General features: G+C 52.2%; 9 protein-coding genes. All 9 read left to right on the top strand.

The genetic code is table 11. The features are described from left to right. Positions 1-649: 649 nt before the first annotated feature. The 9 genes from thrS to CUS_RS06740 all read left to right on the top strand — a co-directional run bounded on the left by thrS (position 650) and on the right by CUS_RS06740 (position 13,324). Positions 650-2,596, top strand: coding sequence for a threonine--tRNA ligase (gene thrS / locus CUS_RS06700; RefSeq protein ID WP_002848716.1), 1,947 nt, complete (start codon positions 650-652; stop codon positions 2,594-2,596). A gap of 767 nt (positions 2,597-3,363) precedes the next feature. After that, positions 3,364-3,789 carry a division/cell wall cluster transcriptional repressor MraZ gene (gene mraZ / locus CUS_RS06705; RefSeq protein ID WP_002848714.1) on the top strand — a complete coding sequence of 142 codons (426 nt, stop codon included), beginning with the start codon at positions 3,364-3,366 and terminating at the stop codon, positions 3,787-3,789. Next, positions 3,789-4,748 (top strand): 16S rRNA (cytosine(1402)-N(4))-methyltransferase RsmH, encoded by a 960-nt coding sequence (gene rsmH / locus CUS_RS06710; RefSeq protein ID WP_002848734.1) that lies wholly within the window; start codon positions 3,789-3,791, stop codon positions 4,746-4,748. Before mraZ ends, rsmH begins: the two co-directional genes overlap by 1 nt. Before the next feature lie 97 nt (positions 4,749-4,845). Next, positions 4,846-5,361 (top strand): hypothetical protein, encoded by a 516-nt coding sequence (locus tag CUS_RS06715; protein WP_002848758.1) that lies wholly within the window; start codon positions 4,846-4,848, stop codon positions 5,359-5,361. A 283-nt stretch (positions 5,362-5,644) separates the two neighbouring features. Further along, complete coding sequence (locus CUS_RS06720; protein WP_002848766.1) at positions 5,645-7,978, top strand: penicillin-binding transpeptidase domain-containing protein; 2,334 nt, start codon at positions 5,645-5,647, stop codon at positions 7,976-7,978. A 93-nt stretch (positions 7,979-8,071) separates the two neighbouring features. After that, positions 8,072-9,508: a UDP-N-acetylmuramoyl-L-alanyl-D-glutamate--2,6-diaminopimelate ligase gene (locus CUS_RS06725; RefSeq protein ID WP_037276817.1), complete on the top strand. Its 1,437-nt coding sequence runs from the start codon at positions 8,072-8,074 to the stop codon at positions 9,506-9,508. Between the two features lie 60 nt (positions 9,509-9,568). Beyond that, the gene (locus tag CUS_RS06730; RefSeq protein ID WP_002848838.1) at positions 9,569-10,933 is read left to right on the top strand and encodes a UDP-N-acetylmuramoyl-tripeptide--D-alanyl-D-alanine ligase; all 1,365 of its coding nucleotides are present in this window, start codon (positions 9,569-9,571) and stop codon (positions 10,931-10,933) included. Then, a complete protein-coding gene (locus CUS_RS06735) occupies positions 10,930-11,946 on the top strand; it encodes a glycosyltransferase family 4 protein (protein WP_002848730.1) in 1,017 nt (338 codons plus the stop codon). The genes CUS_RS06730 and CUS_RS06735 overlap by 4 nt, the downstream gene beginning before the upstream one ends. A 157-nt stretch (positions 11,947-12,103) precedes the next feature. Further along, positions 12,104-13,324, top strand: a complete 1,221-nt coding sequence (locus CUS_RS06740; RefSeq protein WP_002848790.1) for an FtsW/RodA/SpoVE family cell cycle protein — start codon at positions 12,104-12,106, stop codon at positions 13,322-13,324. The last annotated feature ends 18 nt before the right edge of the window (positions 13,325-13,342 follow it).

Below are 13,342 nucleotides of genomic sequence, written 5' to 3' on the forward strand. Positions count from 1 at the left end.
AAGCCTCGCGCCAGCAGGCTTGCGGGAGTTTGAGGGCAGAGCCCTCAATCTGGGAAGCAGAAAGCAAAGCGACAAACAAAATTAGTTGGGCGAACAAAGTGACCGTCCACAAGCGGCGGTAAACAACGGCGTGGCGGTAAACACGGCGGGAGCAAGCCCCCGCCCTACACGTAGGGAGTGCAGACCAAAAAGCGGGCAATTCGCAAGAAATCAGCGGGGCGCACAAACCTCCGACAAACGCAGTCCTTTCGTGGCAAGACGAATTGCCCGCGTCCACCAGCCGAACAGCGACAGCGTCTTCGGCGGTCGTGGCGCAGTCCCCCGCGATAAAACGGCAAACCCTCGCGGCGGTCGGTCATAGCTCCAAAGGATAAGCCTGTCAATAGTTCAAGGCACAAAACCCGGTGGGCGGGTGGGCGGGCGCACTCCAAAGAAAAGCATGTCAAGGTTCAACGCGCACACCCGCGATAATTCGGCAAAACCTCACGGCGGTGCAACACGGCGGGGGTCACGCCGACACACTGCACAAACAGCGCGGTCTTCACGGAAAGCCGCACACAACACAACGATAAAAGCCGATGGCTCACCGCGAAAACGGTCTGCCAGTGGCGGTATACAATAGAAAATTTTTACGAAAGGCGGAAATATTATGATAAAGCTCACATTAAAAGACGGCTCTGTTAAAGAGATAGAGCAGGCAATGCCCGCGAGCGAGATAATCAAGGGCATCGGCATGGGCCTGTATAAGGCGGCATGCGTGGTAAAGATAAACGGTGAGGTCAAAGACCTCAGAACTGTCATAGACAGCGACTGCGAGTTCGAGGTGCTGACTTTTGACTCCAAACAGGGCAAGGAAACTTTCTGGCATACCGCTTCGCACCTGATGGCGCAGGCTGTAAAGAACCTCTACCCCGATGCTAAACTCGGCAGAGGTCCTGCTACCGAGAACGGCTTCTACTACGATTTCCAGGTGGAAAAGCCTTTCGCTCCCGCTGACCTCGAAAAGATACAGGCTGAAATGAAGCGTCTCGCTAAAGAGGGCTATGAACTCGAAAGATTTGAACTCTCCCATGATGAAGCTGTAAAGCTGATGCAGGAAAAGAACGAGGATTTCAAGCTGGAACTTATCGAGAAGCACGACAGCAAGGGCGAAAAACTCAGCTTCTACAGGCAGGGCGATTTCGTTGACCTCTGCGCAGGTCCCCACATAATGAGTGTCGCTCCCATCAAGGCGGTAAAGCTGACACAGTGTACAGGCGCTTACTGGGGCAAGGTTGAGGACGGCATACAGATGTCGCGTATCTACGGCACCGCTTACCCTAAGGCTTCCATGCTGGAAGAACACCTCAAGCAGATGGAAGAAGCTAAACTGCGCGACCACAACAAGCTGGGACGTGAACTTGACTACTTCACAACTGTTGACTATATCGGTCAGGGTCTTCCGATACTGCTTCCTAAGGGCGCTAAGGTCATACAGACTCTCCAGCGCTGGATAGAGGACGAAGAGTACAGACGCGGCTACCAGCTGACAAAGACTCCTTTCATGTCAAAGAGAGAACTGTATAAGATAAGCGGTCACTGGGATCACTACCGTGACGGAATGTTCATACTGGGCGACCCCGATGACGAAACTAAAGAATGCTTCGCTCTGCGCCCGATGACTTGTCCTTTCCAGTATCAGGTCTTCCTGAACAGAAAGCGCTCCTACCGTGACCTGCCGATGCGTCTGGGCGAAACTTCCACACTGTTCCGCAAAGAGGACAGCGGTGAGATGCACGGTCTTATCAGAGTAAGACAGTTCACTATATCCGAAGGTCACCTTATCATCAGACCCGAACAGCTGGAAGATGAGTTCAAGGGCTGTCTGGCACTGGCTAAGTACTGCCTTGAGACTATCGGTCTGGCAGAAGATGTAAGCTACCGCTTCAGCCAGTGGGATCCCGCTAACCCCAACAACAAGTACGAGGGTACTGCCGAACAGTGGGAAGAAGCACAGGGCGCTATGAAGAAGATACTGGACGATATCGGTCTTGATTACGAGATAGGTATCGATGAAGCCGCTTTCTACGGTCCTAAGCTGGATATCCAGATAAAGAACGTGTTCGGCAAGGAAGATACACTTATCACCATACAGATAGATATGCAGATCGCCAAGAAGTTCGGCATGGAGTATGTTGACAAGGACGGCAAGATGAAGATGCCTTACATCATACACAGAACTTCTGTCGGCTGCTACGAGAGAACTCTCGCTCTGCTGATAGAGAAGTATGCAGGCGTACTCCCGCTGTGGCTCGCCCCCGAACAGGTGCGCATACTGCCCATCAAGCCCGAACATAACGACTATGCTTATGAACTGGCAGAGGAAATGCGCGATCTGGGCATGAGAGTCGAAGTTGACGGCGAGGACGACAACATCGGTCCTAAGATAAAGCAGGCACGCTTTGACAGAGTGCCTTACATGTTCATCATCGGTGACAATGAGGTGAAGGACAGGACTGTTACCGTTCGTTCGAGAAAAGAGGGCGAACTGCCCGCTATGCCTGTGGCTGATGCTATCGCTAAGCTGAAAGAGGAGATAGACACTAAGGCTAAGTAATTTATCACGTTCGGCACATGTCGGAGTTTTGTGCGCCCGCGGGAAGTTTCCTGCGGGCGCATTTTTTATGCCCTGATGCAGTCTGTGACGGCACGATTGTGCAGAATGACGGAAAATGAGCCGCCGTTAAAGCGGCTGATGGCTGAAATGTTCTGTGAGGTCGGGCGGAGGTCGAGGCAGTGCGAAAATTTTGTCGGGAGAAGGCAGTGTCGGTCTTTGTAATAATTAATGTATTTAACGAAAGAATTTGTAACCTTTTGCGGAAACTCAGCAAAGTGTGGCACGAATGTCCTGCCCGATAAAGTGAAAGGTTTGTGAAATGTCTGCATATAGTATTATTTTTCAGCGAAAGCTATTGACGGGCACCAAGTATTGTGGTACAATGTATCTGTAAAGAAGTTCTGCGGGGCAAGATCGACATTCGGGGACGGTGACTGTCCTGATTTTTTGTCGGTCTGTGACAACTAGATATCTGAAAATTTTTGGTGACAGAAGACCAGATGTTGTATGTGGCTGTCGTTCACGAAAAATTTACAAATTACGGAAAAGTTACAGATGACCCCCTAAAAGTTACAAACAGCGCCGTTCACGCGCCAAAAACGGGTTGGCAGGTACAATAATATTCCCTGTTTCGCTGATATTTCGGGAAAAATAACAATTGCAATTTTTTTCATTATACTGTATAATAGATGTAGTGGTAAAAAGTGCGATTTGGTGTCAATTTTCGACTGAGTTGTGTAAAAGGTGTCAGTGAGAGGGGTGAGCGCTTGGATTTTCTGATGGGTACATGCAACCAGAGCATGGACGTTAAGGGGCGAATGAGCTTCCCTGTGAAATTCCGTGAGATAATGGGCGAGCGCGTCATCGTCACAAAAGGCATCGACCACTGTCTGCTGGTGTTCTCACCCGATGCTTTCGGCAGGCTGAATGATAAGTTCCGCGAGATGCCGCTGGCGCAGGGGCGCGATATCATAAGGTTCTTCACGGGCAGTGCCGTTGAAGCTGAGGCGGACAAGCAGGGCAGGATACTTATCCCGCAGACCCTGAGGGACTGGGCAGGGCTTGAAAAGGAAGTTTCTGTCATGGGGCTTGGCGACCGCTGTGAGATATGGGACAGGGCAAAGCTGGAAGAACGTGACAAACAGCTGGACGAAGAGGCACTTCTGACGGCTATCGAGGGAGTTGGTATCTGATGGAGTTTCGGCATGTGCCTGTGCTTCTTGAAGAGTGCATCGAGGGGCTGGATATAAAGCCCGACGGCATCTACTGCGATGGTACTGCGGGCGGTGCGGGGCATTCTAAAGAGATAGCGAAGCGGCTGACTACAGGTCGGCTGATATCGGTAGACCGCGACCCCGAAGCGGTGGCTGTTGCCACAGAACGGCTGGCGGGTCTTCCCGCAACAGTGGTGCGCGGCAATTATTCTGAACTGGACGAGATATTTGAACGGCTGGGTCTTTCGGGGGCTGACGGCATACTGATGGACCTGGGCGTGTCATCGTATCAGCTGGATAATGCGGAAAGGGGCTTTTCTTACCACGCAGATGCTCCGCTGGATATGCGCATGAGCAGCGAGGGACTGTCGGCAAGAGATGTGGTCAACGGCTACGATGAAAAGACGCTGGCGCGGATAATATTCGAGTACGGCGAAGAAAAATACTCGCGCAGTATAGCGCGCAGGATAGTCGAGGCGCGTCAGGTCAGACCCATAGAGACCACGCTGGAACTGGCAGAGATAATAAAGACAGGCGTTCCGCAGAAGGTAAGGCGTGAGAAAAATCCATGCAAGAAGACATTTCAGGCGATACGCATAGAAGTCAATGCCGAACTGGAACACCTCAGCGTGGCGCTGGACAAGGCATTTGACCTGCTGAATGTGGGCGGCAGGCTTTGCATAATAACTTTCCATTCGCTGGAGGACAGGCTGGTGAAACAGCGCTTTCGGGGCTTCTGTCAGGGGTGTGTATGCCCGCCTGATTTCCCTGTGTGCGTGTGCGGAAGGACTCCGCGCGGCAGACTGGTCACCAGAAAACCCATCGAACCCACCGAGAGAGAGAATACAGAGAACAAGCGTGCGCACAGCGCAAAGCTGAGGATAATAGAGAAGATAAAAGAAGAAAAAGACCCGAACGTCACGGCGGACGGGATATAGCCGAAAGGCACTGTCACGCGGCAGATAACGGACTGCGCGGCGGACGAGAGAAAAAAGTTTGTGTAAAAATTTTCCCGATCTACAGAGGTGTGTATATATGGTGAAGTATAACGATAACGGCAATCTTGCCCATGAACTGGAGATGCCGTATGAGGAAACGGCACAGGAGAGAAACGAAAAAGAAAACGAAACAGTACGCGCAGAGGAAGAGAAGAAAGCAAAGAAGAAGTCTGCGCCTGCGATGAGCATACCCGCTAAGGTGGCTTGGGGCGTGCTGCTGATAGTGGCGGTGACGCTGATGGGAAGCCTTATCTACGGCAGAGTCGAGATATCAAGGCTCTACAATGAAAGGGCAGAACTGGACACCGAACTGACCCGCCTGCAAAATGAGAATCTGAGCATGCAGTCTGAGATAGCCGAGCGCATGAACATGACAAAAGTCGAACAGTATGCGCAGTCGGAACTTGGTCTGCAAAAGCTGGACAGATCACAGATAGAATACATAGAGGTCGAAACACCGTCGGTGGCTGAGGTGAAGGCTGACGGCGGCGAAGATGCTTTCGCCCGCGTGAAGAGATGGTTCAATTCGCTGGCGGAATATCTGGGACTTTAAAACATAAACTATAGAAGAAAGTTAAGTGCGGGGGACTCGTCCGCGCGGATAAACAGCAGTCGGGGCGGAGCGCTCTGAGGGCTGTTCTGCGGGAGTTTTCGGGCGTGCCCGAAGCGCTTGGCTTTCTTGTTCTATGCTTTAGCCGCGATCGTCACGCCTGCGGACGGCACGGAAAATCCGGATAACGCAGTCGGCACGTCGGCAGACCCGATATTTCGGGGAGGTCGGCGGCGTGCTGTGTTGTAAATAAGGAAAGTTTTTATCGGACGGAGGAATGCTTTTAATGACCGATAAGCCGAGTCTTAAAATGAAAACAAGGCTGACCATATGGCTGTGCCTGCCTGTGCTGGCGATACTCGTATACATGATATGGGGCATATGGAAAGTTTCAATAAAAGAGGGCGAAAAGTGGCGGGAACTGGCAAGCTCGCAGCAGCTCAAATCCACAGTGGTGACGGCTTCGCGCGGAAATATGTACGATGCGAAAGGCAATGTGCTGGCGCAGAGCGCAACAGTATACAAGATATACGTTGACCCCGTGATGCTCGAACAGCAGTGCAAGCTGAGAGATAAGCGCATCGATGACCTGAAAGCGGCGATAGCCAAAGAGAAAGACCCCGATACGCTGGCAAAGTATCAGGAGGAACTGCTGAATGCCAAGACAAGTACCCAGACCTTTGACGAACTGGCTGACTTCATCGCACAGAAACTCAATATGGATATCGCAGATGTACGCGCCAAGCTGGGCAATACCGCGAGCCAGTATATCGTTTTGCAGGAGGAGATAGAGAAGACCCTCCGTGATGAGATAGAAGCCAAACTGACCGAACTGCATGTAGACGGCATAAGGGGCGAGCCCCAGACAAAGAGGGTCTACCCGCAGGAGTCGCTGGCGGCGCATATACTGGGCTACATCAATGCCGAAAATGACGGCGTTTACGGTCTTGAAGCCTATTATGACGACTACCTCAAGGGCGTTGACGGCAGAGTCATAACCGCTAAGGACAAGGACGGCAAGGACATTCCCTACCGCTATAAGCAAAGCTATGATGTGCAGAACGGCAACGACCTCAACCTGAACATCGACATAAACATACAGTACATGCTCGAAAAAGGTCTTCAGGAGGCGTATGAGAAAAACCTGCCCACCGACAGGGTGTGCGGCATTATCATGGATCCGAAGACAGGGCGCATATACGCTGAGGCTACTGCCTACAGCTATGACCCCAATGACCCTTCGGTGATATCGGATCAGCAGGTGGCTGCTGATCTGGCGGCACTTAAAAATACCGACAAGTATGAAACTGCAAGGCAGGACGCATGGAGCGTCCAGTGGAAGGACAAGTGCGTATCGGAACTGTATTTTCCCGGTTCGGTATTCAAGATAATCACAGGTTCGGCGGCGCTGGAAGAAAAAGCTATCACTATGGAGGATACTTTCACCTGCAACAGCCATATAACCGTTGAGGACAGAGATATCTCCTGCTGGACTACAGGCGATCACGGTTCGCAGAATCTGGCGGAAGCTATGGCGAACTCCTGCAACCCCGCGTTCGTGCAGATAGGTCTTAAGCTGGGGGCTGACAAGTTCGTAAAGTACTTTGACGGCTTCGGCTACAACGAACTGACAGGCATCGACCTGCCCGGCGAAGTCAATTCTTACAACATACATGTACTCAACTGGCTGGGTCCTGTCGAACTGGCGACATCGGCATTCGGTCAGACCAACAAGGTAACACCGATACAGATGATAACCGCTGTGGCGGCATCGATAAACGGCGGCTACGTGCTCACGCCCCGCGTGGTGGACACTGTCACCGACCAGAACGGCAATATCGTCAAGAAAAATGAGAAAGAAGTAAAAAGGCAGATAATCTCTGAGGAAACTTCGGCACAGATGCGCGAGATACTCAAAGGCGTCGTTGAAACGAACAAGAGTTCAAACTGCTATATACCCGGCTACAGCATCGGCGGAAAATCGGGTACTTCGCAGAAGCTGGACGAAAACGTAAAGGGCGATACATATGTGGGTTCCTACTGCGCTTTCGCACCTGCTGAAGACCCGCAGGTCATCATGCTGGTAATGGTAGACCACCCCACAGGTGAAGAGTTCTACGGAAGCCAGGTGGCGGCACCTATCTGTCAGGAAGTGCTGGCGGAAGTACTGCCTTACATGGGTCTGTTCCCCAACTACACAGAAGAAGAATTGCAGACTGTTTCGATAAATGTGCCGAACGTTCAGTACTACACTGTCGAAGAGGCGCAGAAGACCCTTGAAGAACTTGGCTTCGTGGTCAAGATAAAGGGCGAGGGCGAAACGGTGCTGAGGCAGATGCCTGCGGCAGTCAAGATAGAACACGGCGGCTCGGTGGTGCTGTATACCGACCAGAGAGCTGAGGTAGAAAAGGTAACAGTGCCCAGCATACAGGGGCTTACAAGACAGCAGGCTAAGGCAACGCTTGACATGTATGGTCTTAACCTCATCGCTGAGGGCACAGCGGCTTCGGAAGAAGGCAGTTATGCGGCGGGCGACCAGAGTTACGAGGCGGGTACCAGCGTACCGCTCGGCACAGCGGTCACGGTGACATTCTCACCGAACGGCATAGCTTCGCAGTAAGCGGCTCCGGCGTGATGACATGGAAAAGTAAAATGTGTAACATCGGCTGACGGCGGGGGCTGTCGGCGTGAGAAAATGATAGGGAATGGTTTTATGAAACTTTATGAGTTGATAAAGGGCGTGGCTGAAACTTCACTGCCCGATATGGAGATAAGCGGCATAACTTCCGACACAAGGGCGGAAGTCAAGGCGGGCGGAATGTTCGTCTGCATAAAGGGCAAGACCTTTGACGGGCATGATGCGGCACAGCAGATGCTCGACAAGGGCTGTGCTGTGGTAGTCTGTGAGAGGGACTTAGGTCTTGAAAGACAGATAGTGGTGAGCGATACAAGGGCGGCTTTCCCGATGCTGTGCGCGGCATGGTTCGGTCACCCCGAAAGGGAACTGGAACTGATAGGCGTTACAGGCACAAACGGCAAGACCACCATCACCACCGTCATAAAGAAGGTGCTGAGCGGCTTCGGGTGCAAGGTGGGACTTATAGGCACCTGCCAGAACGAGATAGGCGAGGAGATAATACCCACCGCGAGGACGACTCCCGAACCCTATGACCTGTTTGAACTGTTCCGCAGAATGGCTGACGCGGGCTGTAAGTACACGGTGATGGAAGTTTCCTCACAGGGGCTTGAACAGAAGAGAGTGCAGGGCTGTCATTTCAAGGTGGGCGTGTTCACCAACCTGACACAGGATCACCTCGATGTTCACGGCACGATGGAGAACTACTATCAGGCGAAGAAAATGCTGTTCGATATATCCGACAGCGCTATAATCAATATAGATGACGAGTACGGCAGGCGCTATGCTAAGGAGATACCCTGTCCGTATAAGAGTTATTCGGTGAACGGCAGTGCAGACTTCATGGCGCAGGACGTTATGCTGGGCACTGCGGGGGTAAAGTATGTCTTCGATGACGGCAGGGTGAAGAAGAATGTCAGCTTCAACATGCCGGGACTGTTCAATGTGTCAAACTCGCTGGCGGTCATCGCCTGCATGGAGGTGCTGGGCTATACGCCATGTCAGACCATCAGGGAGTTCGAGAAGATACAGGGCGTTCGCGGCAGGGCTGAGATAGTTCCCACAGGTCGTGATTTCACGGTGATATGCGACTACGCACATACTCCCGATGCGCTGATAAACGTGCTCTCAGCCATAAAGGAGGGCGCGAAGGGCAAGGTGAAATGCCTCTTCGGGTGCGGCGGCAACCGCGACCGCACAAAGCGTGCGCCGATGGCGGCTGCGGCAGCTGAACACGCGGACTTCCTGATAGTTACATCGGATAACCCGCGCAATGAAGACCCCGATGAGATAATCAACGATGTGATGGAGGGTCTTAAGGGCAAGGATACGCCTTATGTGCGCATAACCGACAGGCGCGAAGCGATACACTGGGCGGTGAAGAACGCCGAAAAAGACGACATTATCGTGCTGGCAGGCAAGGGTCATGAGGATTACCAGATACTTGCAGGCGGCGTGAAGATACATTTTGACGAGCGCGAGGTAGTTGCAGAAGCGCTCAGAGAACTTGAATAAAGGACTTCACGGCAAAATGGAGGAAGTTCTGAAGTAAGGACAGCAAAGGGTGGTTTAGCAATGGAAAAATTGATGCTTTCAGAGATAATACAGGCGGTGCGCGGCAGTTACGGCTATCCCGCTGATGTGGAGGTGAAAGATATCTCCACCGATACAAGGACGATAACCGAAGGTTCACTGTTCATAGCGCTGAAAGGTGCTAACTTTGACGGACACGACTTCGCGGCGCAGGCTATGGAGGCAGGTGCGGTGGCTGTTGTGACCGAAAGACCTGTAGACGGCGCAAGATGCCTGATAGTCGATTCGACTTCGCAGGCACTTCTTGATGCGGCTTCATATTACAGGAGCAGATTTGATATACCGCTGGTGGGCATCACGGGCAGTGTGGGCAAGACCACCACTAAGGAAATGATATGGTCGGTGATGTCAAAGGGCTTCAAGACCCTGAAAACAGAGGCGAACCACAACAACGAGGTCGGCATGCCGAAAACTCTGCTGGAACTTGACAGCACCCATCAGGCGGCTGTCATAGAGATGGGCATGAACCACAAGGGCGAGATATCGAGAATGTCTACCAGCTGTAAGCCGACTGTCTGCGTGATAACCAACATCGGCGTTTCGCATATAGAAAATCTCGGTTCGCAGGAGGGCATACTCAAAGCCAAAATGGAGATACTCGACGGTGCTTCGGCAGATGCGCCGCTGATACTCTCGCGCGATGACAGGATACTCTCAAAGGTGCAGGTCTACGGCGACAGAAAGATATGGTACTACTCGGTATCGAAAAAGGACAGCGATGTGTACGCTTCCGATATCGCCGCTGACAGCAAGGGCATCAGTTTCACGATACACTATGCCCGCGAGAAACTGCCCGCAAGGATAAACTGTCTGGGCGAACACAATGTCAAGAACGCGCTGGCGGCTTTCTGCGTGGGCGCGGCACTGGGCATGGACAATGCCGATATCATCGCGGGTCTGGCTGATTTCAGACCTGAGGGCATGAGGCAGAACATCATAGAAGAGAACGGCGTGACCTATATACTCGACTGCTATAACGCCGCTCCCGATTCGATGAAAGCAAGTCTTTCGGTGCTGGGGCAGGTTTCCGTAAGGGGCAGGCGCATAGCTGTGCTGGGGGATATGCTGGAACTTGGCAAGGGTTCGACAAGATACCACCGCACTGTGGGCGAGTATGTCAAAAACTCAAAGACCGATATACTGCTCTGCTTCGGCAAAAATTCAAATTACTATATAGAGGGCGCATGCGACAAGGGCTTCGACCGCGCAAATACAGCACACTTTGACAGCAGGGAAGAACTTGCCGAACACCTCAAAGGCATTTTGAAGGAGGGCGATGCGGTGCTGTTCAAGGGCAGCCGCGGCATGAAGCTGGAGGAAGTCTACGAGGCGATAAAACAGGCGTGAAGCTGACCTTTATAATATTTGCTTTACAGCTGGCTGTCGGGGGAATGCTCGGACGGCTGGCGATACCTGTTTTCAGGAAGATGAAAACGGGCAAGTTTGAAGTTTACATCGGTGACCGCTTCGGGCAGGATAATTCCGAACCGCGCGGCGGCGGCGCTGTGATGTTTCTGTCGCTGATATTCGCCTGTTTTGCGGGCGCGGCGGCTGAGGGTCTTGGTGCGGCTGACCTGCGGGGCATAGTCGGCTTTGTGATGTACACGGGTCTTATGACGGCGGTCGGTCTTGCTGAGGACTATGACCGCGATGTGCGTGGCGGCATCGGTATGAAGAGCCGTTACCGCGTGGCGGTGAAGCTGGTGGTCAGCGCGGGTTTTGTGGCGCTGATGGGGCTTTTCGGCTATGACTGTGGTGTGGTGCTCCTGCCTTTTCGGTGGGGGTATATAGACCTTTCCTGGGCGTGCATACCGCTGAATGCGATAATAATGACGGTGCTGATAACAGCTGTGGAGATAACAGACTGTCAGCGCGGCATACACGACACGGGCATCGACGGGCTTTGCGCTATGGTGATGTTCGTGGGCTTTTTAGGGCTTTTCGCCGCCTTCGGTGACGGCAGGCGGGAACTTGTGAGACTCATTAGCCTCTGCGCGGCGGGAAGCTGTGCGGGCTATCTTATATGGGGGCTGAAACCCTCAAAGCTGTACACGGGGCAGTCGGGCGGAATGTTTCTGGGCAGTGCGATGTGCGGGATAATGGTGCTTTCGGGACTTCACGGCGCTGTGATGTTCAGCTGTGCCGCCGCCGTCATGGAACTTGCTGTGCATCTGCTTCAGAGGGCGGTATTTGTGGGAAAAAAGAAGCTGTTGTTCAAGGGCGCAACGCTCCATGAGCACCTGAGGAACATCGGGTGGACGGAGAGCCGCATAATGGCAGTGTTCGCGGCGGCGCAGGCGGTGTTCTGCATCGGGGCGGCGGCTTACAGCATATACGAATCGAAACTCGCTGTCGGCTGACAGGGGCGGCAATATTACCTCACCAAAGATATGACCATATAACGATACGGCTATAGATATACGCCGACCACTTTATGTTTTGTAAGACCGCTGTTTTTTGTGGTGAGCCAGCGGGATGACCACTTATAACAAATGCTTTATCGGAGGGACAGCATTAATGGCTGATAAAGGAATCTACCGTGACCGCGACGGCGGTCTGACACTGGGTCACAGACAGCCTGTGGCTCAGGCGAGAAAAAAGCTGAACCTGAACTTCAAGTCCATAAGACACGGCGTTGACAGACCTTTTCTGATACTGATACTGACACTGCTGGGCTTTGGCGTGCTGATGATGTTCTCGGCATCATACGCATGGGGACTCAATGACATGGGCGATGGCTACTATTATGCGCGCAAACAGCTTACCTTCGCGGGTATCGGGCTGGTCGGCATGCTGGTGGCATCTGTGTGGGATTACCACTTTTTCCAGAATACCTGGGTGTGCTATATCTTCTACATAGTGATGTACGGGGTGTGTATCTACGCGGCATTCTTCGGGTCGGCAACGGCTGACGCGAGCCGATGGATCGACTTGGGATTTGTGCAGTTCCAGCCGTCAGAACTTCTTAAAGTCGCCTTTATAATGATATTTGCGTACATAATGGCGGTGAACTTCCCGAAATTCGACCACTGGAAATACTGCGTGATACCGTTCACTGTGATAATGGGTCTGACGGTGGTGGTGCTGACGTTACAGCGACACCTTTCGGCAGTAATGATAATAGGCGTTATCGGTGTTAGCATGATGTTCGTGAGCGGCATGCCTGCGAAAACTTTCTGGAAATTCATGGGCATACTGGCACTGGTGGCGGTTATAGGATTCGTGGGACTTACGCTGATAGGCAAGTTCTCGTACATACAGGACAGAATAACCAGCTGGAGAAATCCTGAGGGTGACATACAGGATTCCACATGGCAGACATACAACTCACTGCTTGCGATAGGTTCGGGCGGCTGGTTCGGTCTGGGATTTGGCGAATCGAAGCAGAAATTCCTGTATCTTCCCGAAGCACAGAACGACTTTGTATTTGCGGTCATCTGTGAAGAACTGGGTTTTGTGGGGGCGCTGGTAGTAGTAGTACTTTTTGTCCTTTTTGTACTGAGGGGATTTTACATAGCGGCTAATGCGAAAGACCGTTTCGGCATGCTTGTAGCGGCAGGCATCACGATACAGATAGGATTGCAGGCATTCCTCAACATAATGGTAGCATCGAATGCGATACCGAACACGGGTATATCCTTACCTTTCTTCAGTTATGGCGGAACAGCACTCATCATACAGCTGGCAGAGATGGGCATACTACTGAACATTTCGCGTCAGGGAAACATCAAGAAATGAATTCATAATTCATAATTA

Origin of the sequence: Hominimerdicola alba 8 (assembly GCF_000178155.2) — a bacterium.
Classification (GTDB): domain Bacteria; phylum Bacillota; class Clostridia; order Oscillospirales; family Ruminococcaceae; genus Hominimerdicola; species Hominimerdicola alba_C.

Coding starts and splice junctions, on each gene's coding strand:
- thrS (WP_002848716.1), top strand. CDS start 650: ATGATAAAGCTCACATTAAAAGACGGCTCTGTTAAAGAGATAGAGCAG.
- rsmH (WP_002848734.1), top strand. CDS start 3,789: ATGGAGTTTCGGCATGTGCCTGTGCTTCTTGAAGAGTGCATCGAGGGG.
- CUS_RS06715 (WP_002848758.1), top strand. CDS start 4,846: ATGGTGAAGTATAACGATAACGGCAATCTTGCCCATGAACTGGAGATG.
- CUS_RS06720 (WP_002848766.1), top strand. CDS start 5,645: ATGACCGATAAGCCGAGTCTTAAAATGAAAACAAGGCTGACCATATGG.
- CUS_RS06725 (WP_037276817.1), top strand. CDS start 8,072: ATGAAACTTTATGAGTTGATAAAGGGCGTGGCTGAAACTTCACTGCCC.
- CUS_RS06730 (WP_002848838.1), top strand. CDS start 9,569: ATGGAAAAATTGATGCTTTCAGAGATAATACAGGCGGTGCGCGGCAGT.
- CUS_RS06740 (WP_002848790.1), top strand. CDS start 12,104: ATGGCTGATAAAGGAATCTACCGTGACCGCGACGGCGGTCTGACACTG.